This is a genomic window from Pseudomonas sp. GW821-FHT09C08 (assembly GCF_059418125.1).
Map to the genome: position 1 here is coordinate 1,096,409 of NZ_JBWKPG010000001.1, position 18,736 is coordinate 1,115,144.

An 18,736-nucleotide genomic window follows, 5' to 3' on the forward strand; every position below is an offset into this window, starting at 1 on the left:
TTGCCAAGGACAGACAATGATTGCTCAGTACCGTAAAACCCTGCTCGCCAGCCTGTTGGTGGCCGATTCCAGTTGGGCGGCGCAGGCCGCCAGTTCCACCGAACCGCAACTGAGCAAAGTCGAGGTGGTCGGCGCGCGCGTAACCGAGGCCAGCGCCGCCATCGGCGAAGACAAGATCAGCAATACCCTGACCATTTCACACCAGGCGTTGCTGTCGGCACCGGCCGGTACCTCGGGCCTGAAAATGCTCGAGGCGCTGCCCGGTTTCAATGTGCAGGTCAACGATGCGCTGGGCTTGTATGAGTTCGGCAACTCGGTGTTCGTGCGCGCGTTCAACCTGCAGCAGATCGGTTTTTCCATCGACGGTGTGCCGTTGGGGCGCACCGACCAGTTTGGCGGCAGTCCGATCTATCGCTACGTCGACAACGAAAACACCGAGCGGGTCACCGCCTCCACCGGCGCCGGCGATGTCTCGCAATCGGGCTACGCGTCCCTGGGCCCGTATGTGGATTACCAGACCAGCAACCCCACGGTCGAGCCCGGCGCGAGCCTCTCCTACACCCTGGGCAGCGACAGCCTGCGGCGCAGTTTCGTCAAGCTGCAAAGCGGTGAGTACCAGGGCCTTTCGGCGTATTTCAGCCGTTCGAAAATCGACGGTGACCTGTGGCGCGGTCCCGGCACCATTGACCGCGAGCACCTGGAAGCCAAGGTGCGCTACCGCTTCGGTGATCGTGATGAGGTATGGCTGCGCGCGGTGCACAACGCGTTCTACGACTATGACTCGCCGTACGTGAGCATCGCCCAGTACGACGGCAGCGCCAACGACCCGTTCGGCCGCTCGGGCCGTTACTTCGCCTACCTCGGCAGCCTGCCCGACTTGCCCGAGACCGTGCCCGGCGTGCGCTACAGCAACACCAACTACAACCAGTTCTACAAGCAGGCGGTCAACCAGCGGCGCGACACCTTGTACAGCCTCGGCGGCCAGTTCGAGATTCGCCCCGACCTGCTCAACTACACCACGCTGTACTACGAGGCCAAGAAAGGCTTTGGCGTATCCCCCGAGGCCTACGCCACTTCCCTGGCGCTGCACAACGCCGAAGGCAACGTCGATGGCCTGTTCGCACCTCGCGGCGTGCAATATGGGTTGTCGTCCCTCAGCGGCCATCGATTTGGCGGCCGCACCGGCCTGCAATGGGAGGTCGGCCAGCACCAGATCGACACCGGCCTGTGGGCCGAGACCGATGTGTTCAACCGTCAGCAGGCACGCTACAACCTCACCGACGGCAGCCCGGCCGGCGAACCGTTGTTCAATGAGCCGGTGCACCTGCAAGGCGATTTCAGTTCCACTCGCGACTCACTGCAGTACCACCTCAAGGACACCTGGACACTGCTCGATGATCGCCTGCGCCTGCAGTACGGGTTCAAGAGCCTGCACCTGAAATACCGCATCGAGGGCTACCGCAATGCCGGCGACTACATCAACAACCGCCAGCCGCGTATCGCGACCCAGTGGAACGACGCGTTCCTGCCCCAGGCCGGGTTGGTCTACAACCTGACCGACGACACCCAGGTGTTCGCCTCCTACTCGGAAAACATGGCGCTGCCGCGCGGTGCCGACGATATCTTCCGCGCCGCCAGCCCCAGCGCACCACCGCCGGAAGCCGAACGCGCGAAGAACTATGAAGTCGGCTACCGCATCAATCGCCCGAGCTTCAACGCTGCGTGGGCGCTGTACCGCACCGACTTCGACAACCGCCTGCAAGCCTTCGCCTCGCCGGTCCCCGGCAGCAGCCAGGTCGAAACCTACTACCAGAACGTCGGCAAGGTGCAGGCCTACGGCAGTGAACTGAGCGGGCAATGGAAGCTGCCGTACCTGGCTGACAAAGTCGTGCTCAACGGCAACCTGACCTACAACACCTCGACGTTCCAGAACGACGCCGGCGGCCTTTCGATCAAGCACAACGAGGTACCCGACAGCCCGCGTTGGCTGGCCCAGGCCGGCGTCACCTATGAGTTGGCGCCGTGGGCAGTGCTGAATTTCTCGGCGCGCTATATCGGCGAGCGCTACAGCAACTTCACCAACAGCGAATCGGTACCCGGCTACACCCTCTACAACGCCTACCTGGACCTGGGTGGCGAGCGCCTGCATTACGGGCCGCTGAAAAATGTGAAGGTGCGCTTCAACGTCGACAACCTGTTCGACAAGGACTACCTGGGCTACATCCTCACCAGCACCAGCGGCCCCGCGGTCTTCCGCCCGGGCTCGCCGCGCACCTTCCAAAGCACCCTGAGCATGGAGTTCTGAACATGAACAAGCGCCTGCTGCTGCTCGCCTTGCTGCCGTTGTTGGCCAACGCCGACACCGTGGTCAGCCCCGCGACCCTGGCCCTGCACCAACGCCTGCTGGTACTCGACAGCCACCTGGATACCCCCCTGACCCTGACCCGCCCCGGCTGGAACATTCTCGAACGCCATGACTACCGCCAGGATGGCAGCCAGGTCGACTTGCCGCGCATGCGCGAAGGTGGCCTGGACGGTGGTTTCTTCGCGGTGTACACGCCCCAGGGCCCGCGCACCGAGGAAGGCCGTGCGTATGCCAGCGCCTATGGGCTGGCGACCCTGACCCGCATTCGCGATGTGATCGACCGCAATCCCGACAGCTTCGCCCTGGCCCTCACCGCCGACGACGCCCGCCGCATCGCCGCCGAGGGCAAGCGCGTGGTCTTCATCAGTATGGAAAACGCCGACCCGCTCAGCTCCGATCCCGCGTTGCTCAACACCTACTATCGCCAGGGTTTGCGCATGCTCGGCCTGGTGCATTTCATGAACAACGACCTGGCCGATTCCGCCACCGCACTGCCCGAATGGAAAGGCCTGAGCCCCAAGGGCCGTGATTTGGTGCAAAGGGCCAACCGCCTGGGCATCCTGCTGGATGTGTCGCATGCCAGTGATGCGGTGTTCGACCAGATGCTCGCGTTGTCCAGCGCGCCGATCATCGCCTCGCACTCCAGCAGCCGCGCGGTCAACCCGCACCCGCGTAACCTCGACGACGCCCGCGTGCGCCAACTGGCGGCAAAAGGCGGCGTGATTCAGGTCAACGCCTACAGCGACTACCTGATCCCGCTGACACCCAACCCGGAGCGCAACAAAGCCATGGCCGCGCTCGGCGCACGCTTTCACAACCTCGCCGCCCTTAGCCCGGAGCAAATCAAGGACCTTTACCAGGAACGCGACACGATCAACCAGCGCTTTGCCCAGCCCAAGGCCGACCTCGATGTCTTCATGCAGCACCTGCTGCACCTGCTGGAAGTGGCCGGCCCGGATCATGTCGGTATCGGTGCGGACTGGGATGGCGGCGGTGGCGTGAGCGGATTGGAAGACGTCAGCCAATTGCCGGTGGTAACCCAGCGCTTGCTGGATGCCGGTTACAACGAGCAGCAGGTGGCGAATATCTGGAGCGGGAATCTGCTGCGGGTGTTGCAGGAGGCGCAGGCGCGCGCGCAACCCTGAAGGCGCGACGTACTGGAGCGCTGGCGGGCGCGCTCCAGCCGTTCACGGGCGGGGCTCAGTAATGCCTCACCACGCTGTCCTCCAACGCGGCGCGGCCCACCTCGACAAAATTGGAGGCAGAATGCGGGTCAACAGTGCCGACGCGCAGCTCAAGGCGGCCAACTGGTGCGGGTGCTGCCCACCTTTGAAGGGCCCTCCAAGCCCATGAGCCTGATTTACCCCGCCGACCGCCAGCGCACCGCCAAGCTGCGGCATTTCATTGATGAAGCGATGGCGGCATTCGGGCCCTAGAGCATCGGCGAACTGCTGACAACCCGTAACGCCAGCCCCTCATACGCATCCAGGGTGATGGTGAACTCGCCTTCGGCAGTGAGATCGCCCTCCACCCGCTCGTTGATGATGTCTACCACCATCCCGGCCGCGATGTCGGGCAGGTGCAGGGTTTCGGTGATCGGCGTGGCGCCGAAGTTCAGCGCGGTAATCTGCGTGCCTTTACCCGCCGGCAAGTCGTGGACCATCACCAGCAGGCCGGGATGCTGCACGTCCGGCACCAGGATCTGGCGGCTCGCCGCGATGTCGTAGGCACGGCGTACGGCGAGGATTTTCTGCAGTTGCGAAGCGAATGACTCAGGGTCTTGCAATTGGCTGTTCAGGCTACCGTAGAGGCTTTTCGCGCGCGGCATCTGCCCGGCGGACAGTTCGGCCTCAGGGTTCAGGTCTACCAGGTCATAGGCGCCGCGATGAATCCAGCGCGTGTCGCCGTCCTGCATCAGGTGTGCCACCTCATCGGCAGCCAAGGGCAGCGCACCCACCAGGTCCCAGCCCGACAAGGCAAACACCCCCGGCTGCATGGCGTTGTACATCACCAACAGCAAATGGATCTGGCGAATCTGCTGGATATCCGCCGGGGTAATCGCCTCCAGGTCACGAATGCCCAACGCCGCCGTGATGATGCTGGCGGTGGTACAGGACACCCCATTGGTGACGAACTTGAGGTTGTAGGGCGCATGCTCGCCGGCCAGGCGCTCGTACATCTGCTCGCGGATGTGCTCGCGCAGGATGTTGCCGGGGAAGGTCTGGCCCTGGTAGAGAAAGGTGTCGTGGGCGTGCAGGGTCCAGAAGTGCACCAGCTCGAGAGTCAGTTCATCGTGGTTCTGCAGCGCGTGGATCAGCGAGCCTGGGTCGATGCCCTGGCGATGCATTTCGCGCAGCATCAGGCGCAGGAATTCGGCATCGCCCATCAGCAGCGCATGCTGGTACGCGGGACGGGTGATGAAGTCATAGGACAGGTCGGCGCCGCCATGGGACATCGATGCGATGTCATCCACGGTGAGGTTCAGCTCCTGGAAGCTGAAGCCGCCCGCCTTGCGAATCGCGCCGCCAAGCAGCTGGTTGCCGGTGATCGACAGCGGATGGCTTTCCGACCAGGCCGTGCCATCAAGCTTGCGCTCCACCCCGAGGAAGCCGTTGGCATCCAGGCGCAGGATTTTCGCGCCCATCACGTCGATGGCGTGCAAGGCATCGCCTATGATCATCTGCTGGGCGGCGAAGGTCGGGTCGAGCCAGTTCAGCGACGGCTGGCCTTCCTTGAAGTAATGCAGGTACACCCAGCGACGCGGCTTGCCATCCACGCCGATCACCACCTGGGTGGCGCTCCAGTCGGTCTCTTTCACGCCCGGCTCGAAGAATATCACCCGCTGCAGCTGGCCGACGATGTAGTGCTTGTCGCGCAGCGCATCCACCTGCGCAGGGCTGAGGTTCTGCGCATCGCGTCCTTCGGCCACGTCGGGCAGCAACGGCCAGTCTTCCTCGCGGATCTCGACCATGTGGTACAGGCCGGGATAATCCTCGTAGGCCATCTCGGCCAGGCGAAAGTCCGCGCCCTTGCCGGTGTGGGACGGAATCACATCGTCGATGATCACCGCATTGTGCGCCGCGGCCATGCGCGTCAACGCCTGCAACTGCGCCTCGGTGCCCAGCTGCGGGTCGATCTCGAAGCTGATGCGGTCGAAATTGCCGTCGATGGTCGGCGTGTGCGTGCTGCCGGTCAGGCCGCCGGATTTCTTCAGCGGGCCGTTATGGATGCCCTGGATGCCGATTTTCGACAGCGCATGCCACAGGCTCTCGTCCCCCAGCGCCTCCAGCACCGTACCGCCCTCGCGGGTCACTATCGACGCCGGGTAGGCGGTAAACCACACCGACGACAACGCCGACGCATCGCGCGGCCGGGTCTGCGCGTACGGCTGCTGCCACAACCGGCCCTGCCCCGAATAGAGCTTGGCGCGCTGGCGAGCCGCATGCAGCATCGATTGTTCTACCAGCCAGTTCACATGGTTGTTTTCAGCCGCCGTCATAAGCTTGGTACCTGTCGTCGTGAAACATTACTCGTAGACATATGAGGCGTACGCGGGCCATTCGTTGCATTGCGATGTTCGGGGGCTAATCCGGTCCGCCGGTCGCCTGCCGATACTGCCTCGGCGTAAACCCCGTCGACGCCTTGAACTGGCGGGTAAACGCGCTGTGGTCGGTGTAGCCACATTGCAGCGCCACCTCGGTAATCGGCATGTCCGAGTGCAACAGCCGGTGGGCGTGTTCCAGGCGCACTTTCTGGATCATCTGCCGGGGGGTGAGGTGGAACACGCGCTTGCAGTAACGCTCCAGCTGGGCCACGGAAATACCGGCGATCCGCGTCAGTTCACCAAGGGTCACGCGGCGGTTGAAGTGCGCGCGGATGTGCTCGTCCACCGCTGCCAGGCGCTGGTAGGCCGGGTGGGTTTCGCTGGCCGATTGCAGGTCGACCGAGAGGCCAGCCAGGCCGATGATTTGGCCGGTGTGGTTGTACAGCGGCCATTTGTGCGTCAGGCACCAGCCCGGTTCGCGGGTGCCGTAGAGGTGCAGTTCAAGTTGGTCTTCGAGCACAAAGCCTTCTTGCAGCACGCGCCGATCCTGCTCGGTGTAGCCCGGCCCCAACTGCGCGGGGAACACCTCGGCACTGGTCTTGCCCAGCAGCGGCTGCAGGTGCTTGAGGCCGCAGCGTTGCACCAGGGTGCGGTTGGCGAGGAGGTAACGGGCGTCCATGTCCTTGATGAAGATCGCGGCGTTGGGGATCACATCCAGCATCGGCAGCAGCTGGGCGACGCCGGCCAATAGCTGCTCGATGCTGTGCGGGCGGCTGGCCTCGCTCCCTTGGCAAAGGGTCGCAAATGCGCTGTGCAGCATGGTCTCTCTCCCCAACTTTCTGACGCGGACGCCGAGCAGATTGCCGCATGCCCGGGGCGCTGTCGAGCGTGGAAAACTGTGCTGAATTCGTCATTCGCGCTTGCGCAAAACATCAATCGGCGCCCTGCCGATGCGTTCACGATAGCGCCACTGCATGCCTATCCAATAACTCACAAGAAGGCGACGCTATGTCAGGTCAAGGCAAGTTCAAGAAGCAACTTTCGTTGATGGACCTCACCTTTATCGGGTTGGGTGCCATCTTTGGTTCCGGCTGGTTGTTCGCGGCCAGCCACGTCTCGGCAATCGCCGGTCCAGCCGGGATTGTCTCCTGGTTGATCGGTGGTTTCGCGGTGCTGCTGCTGGGCATCGTCTACTGCGAACTGGGCGCGGCATTGCCCCGCGCCGGCGGCGTGGTACGTTACCCGGTGTACTCCCACGGCCCGTTGCTGGGCTACCTGATGGGCTTTATCACGTTGATCGCGTTTTCCAGCCTGGTCGCCATTGAAGTGGTCGCCTCGCGCCAATACGCCGCCGCGTGGTTTCCCGAGCTGACCAAGGCCGGCTCCAGTGACCCGACCACCCTCGGCTGGCTGGTGCAATTCGCCCTGCTGTGCCTGTTCTTCGTGCTCAACTACCGCAGCGTGAAGACCTTCGCCATCGCCAACAACCTGGTGAGCGTGTTCAAGTTCATCGTGCCGTTGCTGGTGATCGGCGTGTTGTTCACCTTCTTCAAGCCGGCGAATTTCCAGGTGCACGGCTTTGCACCGTTCGGCCTCTCGGGCATCGAGATGGCGGTGTCGGCCGGCGGGGTGATTTTTGCCTACCTGGGGCTGACGCCGATCATTTCGGTGGCCAGTGAAGTGAAGAACCCGCAACGCACGATTCCGATTGCGCTGATCCTCTCGGTGCTGTTGTCGACCGCCATCTATGTGCTGCTGCAGACCGCGTTTCTCGGCGGCGTACCCACCGAAATGCTCGCCAATGGCTGGGCTGGAATCAGCAAGGAACTGGCGCTGCCGTATCGCGATATCGCCCTCGCGCTGGGTGTGGGTTGGCTGGCCTACCTGGTGGTCGCCGACGCGGTGATTTCGCCCAGCGGCTGCGGCAACATCTACATGAACGCCACGCCGCGCGTGGTGTACGGCTGGGCGCAGACCGGCACGTTCTTCAAGATTTTCACGCGCATCGATGAGAAGTCCGGCATCCCGCGCCCGGCGCTGTGGCTGACCTTTGCCCTGTCAGTGTTCTGGACCCTGCCGTTCCCGTCCTGGGAAGCGCTGATCAACGTGGTGTCCGCCGCGCTGATCCTCAGCTACGCCGTGGCCCCGGTGACCGTCGCCGCGCTGCGTCGCAATGCGCCGGGCATGGCGCGACCGTTCCGGGTCAAGGGCATGGCAGTGCTCGGCCCGCTGTCGTTCATCATCGCCGCACTGATCGTGTACTGGTCGGGCTGGAGCACCGTGTCGTGGCTGCTTGGCCTGCAGATCCTGATGTTCGTGGTGTACCTGCTGTGCGCCCGCTGGGTGCCGACCGCGCACCTGAACCTCAAGCAACAAGTGCGCTCGTCGGCGTGGCTGATCGGTTTCTACGCAGTGACCATCCTGCTGTCCAAGCTCGGCAGTTTCGGCGGCATCGGCGTGCTCAGTCATCCGTTCGACACCGTCGTCGTCGCGGTCTGCGCCCTCGGCATCTACTACTGGGGCGCCGCCACTGGCGTGCCGGCCCACCTGGTGCGCCTGGAACACGAAGCGGATGAAAGTGAAGCCGTCGACGAGTCCCCGTCCCACGCACCGCTGGCCCCGGCTACCCACTGATTGGAGCGTTTTATGAAGCGACTGCATGTGATCGACTCCCACACCGGCGGCGAACCAACGCGCCTGGTGATGAGCGGTTTCCCCGCCCTGAGTGGCGCCACCATTGCTGACCAACTGGAGCACCTGCGCAGCGAGCATGACCAATGGCGCCGCGCCTGCATCCTGGAGCCGCGTGGCAACGACGTGCTGGTCGGTGCGCTGTATTGCGCGCCCGTCACACCGGGTGCCACCTGCGGAGTGATCTTCTTCAATAACGCCGGCTACCTGGGCATGTGCGGTCACGGCACGATTGGCCTGATCGCGTCCCTGCACCATCTGGGCAGGATCACGCCGGGCGTGCACACCGTGGACACCCCCGTCGGCCCGGTGGCCGCGACGCTGCACGCCGACGGCGCGGTGACCCTGCGCAATGTGCCCGCCTACCGCCATCGCCGCCAGGTCGCCGTGGACGTGCCCGGCCATGGTGTGGTGCTGGGCGATATCGCCTGGGGCGGCAACTGGTTTTTCCTGGTGTCCGAGCATGGCCAACGCCTGCAGATGGACAACGTCGACGCCCTCACCGATTACACCTGGGCGATGCTCAAGGCTCTGGAAACCCAGGGCATCCAGGGTGCGGATGGCGCACCGATCGACCATATCGAACTGTTCGCCGACGACGCCGAGGCCGACAGCCGCAATTTCGTGATGTGCCCCGGCAAAGCCTACGACCGCTCCCCTTGCGGCACCGGCACCAGCGCCAAGCTGGCGTGCCTGGCCGCAGACGCCAAGCTCGCGCCCGGCGAAACCTGGGTACAAGCCAGCATCACCGGCAGCCAATTCGAAGGCCGCTATGAATGGGACGGCGAGCGTGTGCGCCCGTTCATCACCGGCCGCGCCTACATCACCGCCGACAGCACCTTGCTGATCGACGCGCAAGACCCTTTTGCCTGGGGCATTTGAGCCCATCCCTTTTGATTGAACGTGGTTAGGAGTTAACCCAATGAGCGACAACATCTTCACCGGCTGCATCCCTGCCCTGATGACCCCGTGCACCGCCGCGTGCACGCCTGACTTCGACGCCCTGGTTGCCAAGGGCCGCGAGTTGATCGATATCGGCATGAGCGCCGTGGTCTATTGCGGCTCCATGGGTGACTGGCCGCTGCTGACCGAAGCCGAGCGCCAGGAAGGCGTCGCGCGCCTGGTCGCCGCCGGGGTACCGACCATCGTCGGCACCGGTGCGGTCAACAGCCGTGAGGCGGTGGCCCATGCTGCCCATGCGGCGAAGGTCGGTGCCCATGGCTTGATGGTGATCCCGCGCGTGCTTTCGCGTGGTGCCTCCGCCACCGCGCAAAAGGCGCACTTCTCGGCGATCCTCAAGGCCGCGCCCAACCTGCCGGCGGTGATCTACAACAGTCCGTACTACGGCTTCGCCACCCGCGCCGAGCTGTTCTTCGAACTGCGCCGCGAACACCCGAACCTGATCGGCTTCAAGGAGTTCGGCGGCGGCGCCGACTTGCGCTACGCGGCAGAACACATCACCTCCCAGGACGACAGCGTGACCCTGATGGTCGGCGTCGATACCCAGGTGGTGCACGGTTTCGTCAACTGCAACGCCACTGGCGCGATCACCGGCATCGGCAACGCCCTGCCGCGTGAAGTGCTGCACCTGGTGGCGCTGAGCAAGCAAGCGGCGAAGGGCGATGCCAAGGCCCGCCGCCTGGCGCGCGAGCTGGAAGCTGCGCTGGCGGTGCTGTCGTCCTTCGACGAAGGCTACGACCTGGTGCTGTATTACAAGCACCTGATGGTGCTCAACGGTGACCAGGGCTACGCCTTGCATTTCAACCCGAGCGACGTGCTCAGCGAAGCCCAGCGGCGCTATGCCGAGGCCCAGTACGCGCTGTTCCGCCAGTGGTACGCCGACTGGTCGGCCGAGCAGAACCGCGACTGATTCGCGACGCGCCGCCGTGGTGCTCACGGCGGCCATCCTCTCTTTTTTCCAGGAAAACCCCATGACTCTGACGGGCAAAATGCTGATCGGCCAGCAACTCCTTGGCGGCACGCGCGATGTGATCCGGGCCATCAATCCCGCCACCGACGCGCCCTTGGAGCCGGCCTACGCCGGTGGCAGCGGCGAGCATGTCGAGCAGGCGTGCGCACTGGCGTGGGCCGCCTTTGATCGCTACCGCGAGACTTCATTGGCGCAGCGCGCGCAGTTTCTCGAAACCATTGCCGAGAACATCGAAGCCTTGGGCGATGCGTTGATTGAGCGCGCGGCGGCCGAAACCGGTTTGCCGGTGCCACGGATCCAGGGTGAGCGCGGCCGCACCTGCGCACAGCTGCGCACCTTTGCACGGACCGTGCGCGCCGGTGAATGGCTGGACGTGCGCGTCGACACCGCGCAGCCGCAACGCCAGCCACTGCCGCGTGCGGATTTGCGTCAACGCCACGTGGCGCTGGGCCCGGTGGCAGTGTTTGGCGCGAGCAATTTCCCCCTGGCCTTTTCCGTGGCTGGCGGTGATACCGCATCGGCACTGGCGGCCGGTTGCCCGGTGATCGTCAAGGCCCACGCGGCGCATCCCGGCACCAGCGAGCTGGTCGGCCGCGCCGTGGCCAAGGCGGTCAGCGATTGTGGCTTGCCCGAGGGCGTGTTTTCCCTGCTTTACGGTTCGGGCCGCGAAGTGGGCATCGCACTGGTGACCGATCCGCGCATCAAGGCCGTCGGCTTTACCGGTTCGCGCAGCGGCGGCATCGCGCTGACCCAGGCGGCACAGGCGCGGCCGGAGCCGATCCCGGTGTATGCGGAAATGAGTTCGATCAACCCGGTGTACCTGTTTGCAGCGGCGCTCGAAGCACGCAGCGCCGCCCTGGCCCAGGGGTTCGTGGCGTCGCTGACCCAGGGTGCCGGACAGTTCTGCACCAACCCTGGATTGGTGATTGCGGTTCGGGGCCCGGCCCTGGATCGGTTCATCCAACAGGCGGCAGACCTGCTGTCGCGCAGCGCGGCACAGACCATGCTCACACCGGGTATTTTCAATGCCTTCCAAGCCGGGGTCGGTGCCTTGAGCCAGCACGCCAAGGTGGTGGCCCGCGGCGTGCCGGCGCAAGGTCCCAACCAGGGCCAGGCGCACCTGTTAGTGACCGAAGCCAGCGCCTTCCTGGCCAATGAACACCTGCAGGCCGAAGTGTTCGGCGCGGCGTCGCTGATCGTGGCGTGCGCTGACAATGAAGAAGTGCGCCAGGTGTCTGAACAGCTCGAAGGCCAGCTCACCGCCACGCTTCAGATGGATGAAGCCGACCTGGCAAACGCCAAGGCGCTGCTGCCGGTGCTGGAGCGCAAGGCCGGGCGCCTGCTGGTCAACGGCTGGCCGACCGGCGTGGAAGTGTCTGACGCCATGGTGCATGGCGGGCCATTCCCGGCCACCTCGGATGCCCGCAGCACGTCCGTGGGCACGGCGGCGATCCTGCGTTTCCTGCGGCCGGTGTGCTATCAGGACTTCCCCGACGCCTTGCTGCCGACGGCGCTGCAACAGGGCAACCCGTTGCTGCTGCGCCGCCTGCTCGATGGCCAACGGGAGGCCTGAACAATGCCAGAGCGTACAGAGATCGCCGTGGTCGGCGCCGGCATTATCGGGGTCGCCTGCGCGTTGCAGCTGGCGCGCCAAGGGCGCCAAGTGGTGGTGATCGACTCGCAGGCGCCCGGCATGGGCGCCTCTTATGGCAACGCCGGCCACTTGGCCACCGAGCAGGTGTTTCCGATTGCAGACGCGTCGATCCTCAAGCGCTTGCCCGGCATGCTGATGGACCCGATGGGCCCGCTGCGCCTGGACTGGCAATACATGCCACGCGCCCTGCCCTGGTTTATCCGCCTGCTGCTGAACCTGCGCCCGGCCCACTACCGGCGTACGGTAGCGGGCATCCGCGCGTTGAACGAAGCCAGCCTGGCCGCGTGGCAACGCTTGCTGCACAGCATCGACCGCGCGCAACTGCTGCGCGAAGACGGCTCGCTGCTGGTATTCGAACGCCCGGAGTCGCGCGCGGCACTGGAGGCAGTGCAGGAGCGCATGCGCCAGCAGCAGGTGCCATTGACTTTCTGGACCGGCGATGCAATCCGCGAGGCGGCGCCGCAATTGAGCGATGCCATTCAGGGCGGGCTGTTTTTTCCGAGTACCGGGCACTTTCTCGATCCCTATCAGGTGGTCTGCGAGCTGGTCGAGGCGGCGAAAGCTGCGGGTGTGCAGTTTCTCCAGCGCCAGGTGCTCGACGGCCGCACAGATGATCAAGGCGTTACGCTGAGCACCGATCAAGGGCCATTGGCAGCGCGCCAGGTGCTGATCGCCTGTGGCGCCCACTCGGCCAGGCTCACTGCGGCACTGACGGGCAAAACCGTGCCGCTGGACACCGAGCGCGGCTATCACCTGATGCTGCCGCATGAGCATCAGCGCCTGCCCTTCGCGGTGACCTCCCTGGAGCGCAAATTCATCATGACGCCCATGGCGGGCGGCCTGCGCCTGGCCGGCACGGTGGAATTCGCCGGGCTGGAGCGCCCGGCCAACATGCAGCGCGCCTGGCAGCTGCATCGACTGAGCAAAGGTCTGTTTCGTCAGGACCTGAGCCAGGAAGGTGCGACGCCCTGGATGGGTTTTCGACCGTCGCTGCCGGATTCGCTGCCGGTGATTGATCGAGTGTGTGACGGCAAGGTGCTGCTGGCGTTCGGTCACCAGCACCTGGGGTTGACGCAGGCGGCGGTGACGGCGGAGATGGTTGGCAAGTTGGCAAACGGCGATCAGTTGCAGTCGGGCTTGGCGCCCTATCGACTGGACAGGTTTTAAGCCGCCGGGTTGTCGGTGGATGCCTTCAACAGTGCCTCCGCCATTTCCTCGATGTCGTCACGCATGCACAATTTTTCCAGCCAGCCGGCCGGAATTCCTTGCACGCCATAGTGGGCGCCGGCCAGTTGGCCGACGATGGCCGCCGTGGTGTCGGCGTCATCCCCCAGGTTGGCGGCCGCCAACACCGCCTCGGCGAAGCTGTCCGTGTTGAGTACGCACCAGAGCGCGGCTTCCAGCGACGCCACTGCGTAGCCGGAGCCGGTGATTTGCTCGCGGGTCTTTTCGCGGTAGCCGCCTTGGGCAATCGCCAGCACTTTGGGCGCCTGCAGCCCGGTACTTGGGATGGTCAGCCATTGCTCTTTGGCGGCGCCGCCTAACGCCCCGGCGATGGCCCGCGCGAGCACCACGCAACATTCGATCGCTTCCTGGGCGCCGTGTGTGGTCCGCGAGCTTTGGCGGGAAAAGTCCTCGATACGCTGAAGGTCTGGAAAGTAAAACAGCACCACTGGCGCCAGGCGCATCATCGAACCATTGCCGGCCGAAAACGGCGCGGTCGAACCGGCAAACGGGTCGCCGTGCTGTTGGAACGCCGACAGCGCCTCACGCACGGTCATGCCGATGTCGAAACAATCACCCGTCGAACTCAAGTAGCCCCACGTCCACCAGTTCAGGTACCGGGCCATCTGGTCTGCCGCGTCAAAGCCGTTCTTGCGCAGGAGGCTCTCGGCCAGGCAGAGCGCCATGGAGGTGTCGTCGGTCCACTGTCCCGGCTTGAGCTGGAAAGGCCCGCCGCCGACCATATCGGTGACCGGCGCAAACGTACCGCGCGGCATGAATTCAACTGTCGTGCCCACGGCGTCACCACACGCCAGCCCCAGCAAGCTGCCGCGATATCGATCGATAAGCGTGATGGTCATTAGCTCTCCTTGACTGAGCATTCGTGCGGATTGTCGTCTGCCGCGCCCATGCTACTTGACCAACCGCTTCTCCTTCGAGGGGCGATATCCGAAATACGCGCTGTAGCACTTGCTGAAATGGCTCGGCGAGACAAAGCCGCAGGCCACCAACACTTCCACCTGTGACAACTCGGTGTGCTGCAGCAAGCGCCGCGCTTCGGTCACGCGCAGTTCCATGTAGTAGCGCTGCGGCGTGGTGCCCAGTTGCTCCTTGAACAGGCGCTCGAGCTGGCGTCGCGAGCGCCCGGCGTAGACCGCGAGCTGGTCGAGTTCCAGCGGTTCCTCGAGGTTGGCGTCCATCAGTTTCACCACCTCACGCAGGGGGGCGCTGACGCTGACATTTTCGGTTGGCTTGATGCGCCGGTAGCGCGACTCTTCGAAGGCCAGGATGTCTTCGATGCCTTCGACCAGGGCCTTGCCGTGCAAGGCCTTGATCCAGTCCAGGGCCATGTGGAAGGCGCCGGAGGGGCTGGAGGCGGTCAGGCGGTCGCGGTCGATCACGTAGGGTTCGCTGGTGACGTGGGTGGCCTTGGACACTTCGGCGAGGGCCGGCCGATGTTCGGGGTGGATGGCGCAGCGATAGCCTTGCAACAGGCCCGCACGCCCGAGGAACCACGCGCCGTTCCACAGCCCGGCGAGTTTCACGCCCTGCTCGGCAGCGCTGCGCAGCAGGTGGATGAAGTCTTCGCTGGCCTTGAGTTCGGTGCGAAAGCCGCCGCAGATCACCAGCAGCTCCAGATCCTGCAGCACTGACGAGCCCAGGCGTGCATCAGGACGAATGACCAGCCCGAGGTCGCTGATCACTTCGTCATCCGCACAAGCAAAGGTGCGCGTGGCGAACAGTTCAGGCCGCAGCAGGTTGGCGGTGACGAAGGTGTCGAGGGTCTGGGTGAAGGCCGGCAGCGAAAAGTGTTCGAGCAGCAAAAAGCCGACGCGGGTGAGCGGCGCCGGCTGCTGCGAGGTTTCGTTGAGGTAGCGCAGGTTCTTGCCTTGCATGCCACCGCTGAATTGGCGTCTTTCCATCGAGGGTTGGCCCACGTTTATTGTTGATGCAGTGGGCGCCATCTTAGGGGCAAATGCGGTGCCTGTCTCACACGCTGATCTTGAGAAAAGCGCCCCCGATCAAAGCCCGTGGCAGAACGGCGGCACACGCATCTGATACGGTTTTTTCTTTGTTATCTGCATCTGTATCGAAAAGCCGCCTGGGCGGACAATAGCGCCATCCCCACTCCCTTCCCTTCGGAGGCCTTATGACCAAGATGGCACTTTTCCTGTTCGGCTTTTTGGTATTGACCATCGGCATCGGCCTGCTGGCAACCATCTCGCCGGTCTGATCCAGCCTCAATCGCGGCAGCGACTATCTCAACCGGCAAACAGCATCGGGTACAACGACAGCACCAACAGCCCCGCCATCACGCCGTTGAAGAGCCGCACCCAGCGCGGCTCACGCAGCACATTGCGCAAGCCCGTGCCACACCCGACCCACACGCATACGCTGGGCAGGTTGACGATGGCGAACACCAGGGCAATCACCAGCACGTTGGTGACATAGCCCTCGGCCGGCGTATAGGTGGTGATGGCGCCGAGCGCCATGATCCAGGCCTTGGGGTTGACCCACTGGAACGCCGCCGCGCCGAGGAAGGTCATGGGCTTGCCGCGTTCATCGTTGCTGTCGGACATGCCGCCTGCCGTGGCGATTTTCCACGCCAAGTACAGCAGGTACGTCGCGCCCACGTAGCGCAACACCGTATAGGCCCACGGAAAGACCTTGAACACCTCACCCAGGCCCAGGCCCACCGCAATCACCAGCAGCATGAAGCCGATGCTGATGCCCAGCGCATGGGGGATCGAGCGGCGAAACCCGAAGTTCACGCCGGAGGCAAGCAACATGGTGTTGTTCGGACCGGGGGTGATCGAGGATACGAAGGCAAACAACACAAAAGCTGACAGCAGGCTGGTAGACATGACCATGACGCGGCATCCAAACGGGGGTGGCAGGCCTGCGACAGTAAAGCCATCCGCGCGCCGCCGCCCCGTACAGCTAGGAGCGGATCGAGCTGTACACTTTGGCGCCGCCGAGAAAGTCCCGGCAATACTGCGCGGTCAGCTCGGGACATTCGACCATCGGCAAGTGCCCCACGCCGTCGATGATCTGCAGTTGCGCCTGCGCAAGGCCGGCGAGCCAGGTCTGCGCACTGGCGACAGGCACCATGCGGTCTTCGCGGCCCCACAGAATCAAGCTGGGCACGCGCACCTCGGGTAGCCACGGCTCCATGCGCGGGCTGCCTTCGAAGTCTGCGAAAATTTCTGCAAGCTCAGCACGCCGCTTGATATACACCGCCGCCTCGGCCGCCAGCAGCACCTCGGGAATCCACGGCGGCGACGCCATGGTCATGGCGAAGAACCGATCAAACTGCGCCCGCGTGTGAATCAGGAAAGGGTTGTCGCCGGCATTGACCAGCTCTTCCACTTCATTGGGCTGCGGCAATTGCACGCCGGCCGCGCCGATCAGCACCATGGACAGCACCCGTTCCGGATACTGCGCAGCCAGCCAACTGGCGATGTAGGCGCCCATCGAACTCCCGATCACGTGCACCTGCGCGACCTGGCACGCGTCGAGCAATGCCACCATCCGCCGCGCCTGGGCCGCGATGCTGTAGTCGCCGCCTGGCACAAAGGCGTTGCTGCCGTGGCCAGCGAGGTCCGGAATGATCACGCGGTAGTCATCGGTAAAATACCGCGCGAAATCCAGCCACACGCCCTTGTCCGCGCTGAAGCCGTGGATCAGCAGCAGCGCCGGCGACTGGGGCTCACCGCCCTGCCAGGTGGCCAGCGTCATGCCCTTGATAGGCACCACCACGCCCTTCAAGCGCGCGCGCCGCGCCTGCACCTGTGCAATCAGCACAAACAGCAGATTGCCCACCCGTGGGTAGGTCAACCACACCCCGAGCCCCACGAGGACGAGCAAGGCAACGATCACTAGCATCTACGCGTCTCCACCAGCAGAAATGGCTCAACGCTATAGTTGCCCAGCGTGCTTGAATCCGCGCTGAACGGATGACGAACGCCCACAGTGAAATACTTGTTGTCTTTCACGAACCTTTCACAGACGAGCGCCTATGGTCAATCCAGCTCCTAATGAACATCCCTTTAGCCCGTGCCCCCATCACGGGCTTTTCTTTGCCTGTGATTTATCGCGGGCAAAAAAAACAGGCAAGTCATGGTGCATGACTTGCCTGCCTTAGTGCCTATCGGTCAGCGCGGACCGCCACCTGGCCCACCCGGGCCGCCGCCTTGACCATGGCCACCGCCATGACCGCCACCGCCGCCTCCCGGTGGCATGAACATCCAGCAGCCCGACAGGGTCGACAACAGCGCGACGACCACTGCCGCCTTGGTTAGGTAACTCAACTTCATTCTGCACTCTCTTGCTTGACGAGATTAACTTCTCGCAGGCTATGACCGTGCAAAATGAAGTGCGTCATGACTATCGTGTAACACGTGGGTAAGGTTTGTATGCATGGCGATACAACCCATTGTTTTTCAATAGCTTGGGCTCTGTGACCGTGACAGCAAACACCCGTCGAGGCTAGCCCTTGCGCAGAAAGGCAAACATAGGCGGCACGTAATCCGCCTTGCCCAACGCCGTCATCAGGTGAACGTAGAACGGCGGCGTTGCCCAGTCGACCGCGTACTCATTCAGCGCGCAGGTCCCGGTGCCGAACCAGCCCCTCCAGCGTAAACCGTGCCTGCATCAGCACCACGTCCCTGACCAGTTCCATCTCCTTGACGCTGACCTCGGTCCACTTCAATGCCTCAAGCAGCTTGGGCTTCTGCACCCGGAACGCCAGGCCCTGGGTAAACAGCGCCATCGAATGAATGACCGTGCGTTCATCCTCCAGCGCAAACCCGGCCAACCGCGCGATAAGCAGCCGGATCACCCGGGCGATGCGTGCCTTGAAGCGCTCGTCGAACGCCGTGGTTGCACTTGCCGGGCATAACCCGGCCTGGTGGCGGTCGAGGAACGCCCGCCATGCGCTGGTCTGGGGGCTGTCCTGAATGGTCGAGACCACCGCGCCGAGGATGCCCAGTGACACCTCGATCAAGGCCGCATCAGCGGTATTGTCATCCGCAAGCGCCTGTTCAGCGGCCTCGACGGTTTCGCTCATCTTGCGCCAGAGCAACGTGATCAAGTGCTCGACGCACGCCAGGTACACGCCTTCCTTGCCGTCGAAGTAGTACTGGATCGCCGGCGCGTTGACGCCGGCCGCGGTGGCGATGTCGCGGGTAGACGCCCCGTCGTAGCCACGCTCGCCAAAGACCACGACCGCCGCCTCGACGATGCGCGCGCGGGTTTCTTCACCGCGCTGATAGCCACCCTCGGCGGCCGGTTTATGTCGTGCCATGTGCTGCTCCCTTCGAATACCCG

15 protein-coding genes are annotated in these 18,736 nt (G+C 64.1%); 7 read left to right on the plus strand and 8 right to left on the minus strand.

Translation table 11 applies throughout. The features are described 5' to 3' along the window. Positions 1–16: 16 nt before the first annotated feature. Positions 17–2,305 (plus strand): TonB-dependent receptor, encoded by a 2,289-nt coding sequence (locus tag AC07OJ_RS04635; RefSeq protein ID WP_106803743.1) that lies wholly within the window; start codon positions 17–19, stop codon positions 2,303–2,305. Positions 2,306–2,307: 2 nt separating this feature from the next. Continuing rightward, a complete protein-coding gene (locus tag AC07OJ_RS04640; protein WP_201144637.1) occupies positions 2,308–3,510 on the plus strand; it encodes a dipeptidase in 1,203 nt (400 codons plus the stop codon). A 287-nt stretch (positions 3,511–3,797) separates the two neighbouring features. Here AC07OJ_RS04640 and treS read toward each other — a convergent pair whose 3' ends face one another. Both treS and AC07OJ_RS04650 read right to left on the minus strand, forming a co-directional pair. Next, positions 3,798–5,864 carry a maltose alpha-D-glucosyltransferase gene (treS, locus tag AC07OJ_RS04645; RefSeq protein ID WP_213553721.1) on the minus strand — a complete coding sequence of 689 codons (2,067 nt, stop codon included), beginning with the start codon at positions 5,862–5,864 and terminating at the stop codon, positions 3,798–3,800. A gap of 85 nt (positions 5,865–5,949) precedes the next feature. Further along, entirely contained in the window at positions 5,950–6,729 is a 780-nt protein-coding gene (locus AC07OJ_RS04650; RefSeq protein ID WP_120448709.1) for an AraC family transcriptional regulator, read from the minus strand. Between the two features lie 188 nt (positions 6,730–6,917). Between AC07OJ_RS04650 and AC07OJ_RS04655 the strand changes: the two genes are divergently transcribed. The 5 genes from AC07OJ_RS04655 (at position 6,918) to AC07OJ_RS04675 (ending at position 13,351) form a co-directional block, all read left to right on the plus strand. Next, a complete protein-coding gene (locus tag AC07OJ_RS04655) occupies positions 6,918–8,543 on the plus strand; it encodes an APC family permease (RefSeq protein WP_495094072.1) in 1,626 nt (541 codons plus the stop codon). A gap of 12 nt (positions 8,544–8,555) precedes the next feature. Beyond that, positions 8,556–9,482, plus strand: a complete 927-nt coding sequence (locus AC07OJ_RS04660) for a 4-hydroxyproline epimerase (RefSeq protein WP_262133509.1) — start codon at positions 8,556–8,558, stop codon at positions 9,480–9,482. Positions 9,483–9,522: 40 nt separating this feature from the next. Further along, complete coding sequence (locus tag AC07OJ_RS04665) at positions 9,523–10,470, plus strand: dihydrodipicolinate synthase family protein (RefSeq protein ID WP_495094073.1); 948 nt, start codon at positions 9,523–9,525, stop codon at positions 10,468–10,470. Between the two features lie 61 nt (positions 10,471–10,531). Then, on the plus strand, positions 10,532–12,103 hold the full coding sequence (locus AC07OJ_RS04670; protein WP_495094074.1) for an aldehyde dehydrogenase (NADP(+)): 1,572 nt from the start codon (positions 10,532–10,534) through the stop codon (positions 12,101–12,103). 3 nt (positions 12,104–12,106) lie between these two features. Continuing rightward, complete coding sequence (locus tag AC07OJ_RS04675; RefSeq protein ID WP_495094075.1) at positions 12,107–13,351, plus strand: NAD(P)/FAD-dependent oxidoreductase; 1,245 nt, start codon at positions 12,107–12,109, stop codon at positions 13,349–13,351. On the opposite strand, the gene AC07OJ_RS04680 is transcribed toward AC07OJ_RS04675, so the two are convergent. The 6 genes from AC07OJ_RS04680 to AC07OJ_RS04705 form a co-directional block, all read right to left on the minus strand. Continuing rightward, complete coding sequence (locus tag AC07OJ_RS04680; protein ID WP_282396080.1) at positions 13,348–14,268, minus strand: ADP-ribosylglycohydrolase family protein; 921 nt, start codon at positions 14,266–14,268, stop codon at positions 13,348–13,350. The genes AC07OJ_RS04675 and AC07OJ_RS04680 overlap by 4 nt on opposite strands. Positions 14,269–14,319: 51 nt before the next feature. Further along, entirely contained in the window at positions 14,320–15,303 is a 984-nt protein-coding gene (locus AC07OJ_RS04685) for a GlxA family transcriptional regulator (protein WP_495094269.1), read from the minus strand. Between the two features lie 366 nt (positions 15,304–15,669). Next, positions 15,670–16,278 (minus strand): LysE family translocator, encoded by a 609-nt coding sequence (locus AC07OJ_RS04690; protein WP_065908275.1) that lies wholly within the window; start codon positions 16,276–16,278, stop codon positions 15,670–15,672. Between the two features lie 70 nt (positions 16,279–16,348). Next, positions 16,349–17,293: an alpha/beta fold hydrolase gene (locus AC07OJ_RS04695; protein WP_495094076.1), complete on the minus strand. Its 945-nt coding sequence runs from the start codon at positions 17,291–17,293 to the stop codon at positions 16,349–16,351. 269 nt (positions 17,294–17,562) lie between these two features. After that, the gene (locus tag AC07OJ_RS04700; protein ID WP_495094077.1) at positions 17,563–17,724 is read right to left on the minus strand and encodes a hypothetical protein; all 162 of its coding nucleotides are present in this window, start codon (positions 17,722–17,724) and stop codon (positions 17,563–17,565) included. Positions 17,725–18,002: 278 nt separating this feature from the next. After that, positions 18,003–18,713 (minus strand): CerR family C-terminal domain-containing protein, encoded by a 711-nt coding sequence (locus AC07OJ_RS04705; protein WP_495094078.1) that lies wholly within the window; start codon positions 18,711–18,713, stop codon positions 18,003–18,005. Between the last annotated feature and the right edge of the window lie 23 nt (positions 18,714–18,736).

What these genes read in the sequence shown, in the direction of transcription:
- AC07OJ_RS04655 (WP_495094072.1), top strand. Translation starts at nt 6,918, where the DNA reads ATGTCAGGTCAAGGCAAGTTCAAGAAGCAACTTTCGTTGATGGACCTC.
- AC07OJ_RS04665 (WP_495094073.1), top strand. Translation starts at nt 9,523, where the DNA reads ATGAGCGACAACATCTTCACCGGCTGCATCCCTGCCCTGATGACCCCG.
- AC07OJ_RS04690 (WP_065908275.1), bottom strand. Translation starts at nt 16,278, where the DNA reads ATGGTCATGTCTACCAGCCTGCTGTCAGCTTTTGTGTTGTTTGCCTTC.
- AC07OJ_RS04640 (WP_201144637.1), top strand. Translation starts at nt 2,308, where the DNA reads ATGAACAAGCGCCTGCTGCTGCTCGCCTTGCTGCCGTTGTTGGCCAAC.
- AC07OJ_RS04675 (WP_495094075.1), top strand. Translation starts at nt 12,107, where the DNA reads ATGCCAGAGCGTACAGAGATCGCCGTGGTCGGCGCCGGCATTATCGGG.
- AC07OJ_RS04635 (WP_106803743.1), top strand. Translation starts at nt 17, where the DNA reads ATGATTGCTCAGTACCGTAAAACCCTGCTCGCCAGCCTGTTGGTGGCC.
- AC07OJ_RS04695 (WP_495094076.1), bottom strand. Translation starts at nt 17,293, where the DNA reads ATGCTAGTGATCGTTGCCTTGCTCGTCCTCGTGGGGCTCGGGGTGTGG.
- AC07OJ_RS04660 (WP_262133509.1), top strand. Translation starts at nt 8,556, where the DNA reads ATGAAGCGACTGCATGTGATCGACTCCCACACCGGCGGCGAACCAACG.
- AC07OJ_RS04680 (WP_282396080.1), bottom strand. Translation starts at nt 14,268, where the DNA reads ATGACCATCACGCTTATCGATCGATATCGCGGCAGCTTGCTGGGGCTG.
- AC07OJ_RS04705 (WP_495094078.1), bottom strand. Translation starts at nt 18,713, where the DNA reads ATGGCACGACATAAACCGGCCGCCGAGGGTGGCTATCAGCGCGGTGAA.
- AC07OJ_RS04650 (WP_120448709.1), bottom strand. Translation starts at nt 6,729, where the DNA reads ATGCTGCACAGCGCATTTGCGACCCTTTGCCAAGGGAGCGAGGCCAGC.
- treS (WP_213553721.1), bottom strand. Translation starts at nt 5,864, where the DNA reads ATGACGGCGGCTGAAAACAACCATGTGAACTGGCTGGTAGAACAATCG.
- AC07OJ_RS04700 (WP_495094077.1), bottom strand. Translation starts at nt 17,724, where the DNA reads ATGAAGTTGAGTTACCTAACCAAGGCGGCAGTGGTCGTCGCGCTGTTG.
- AC07OJ_RS04670 (WP_495094074.1), top strand. Translation starts at nt 10,532, where the DNA reads ATGACTCTGACGGGCAAAATGCTGATCGGCCAGCAACTCCTTGGCGGC.
- AC07OJ_RS04685 (WP_495094269.1), bottom strand. Translation starts at nt 15,303, where the DNA reads ATGCAAGGCAAGAACCTGCGCTACCTCAACGAAACCTCGCAGCAGCCG.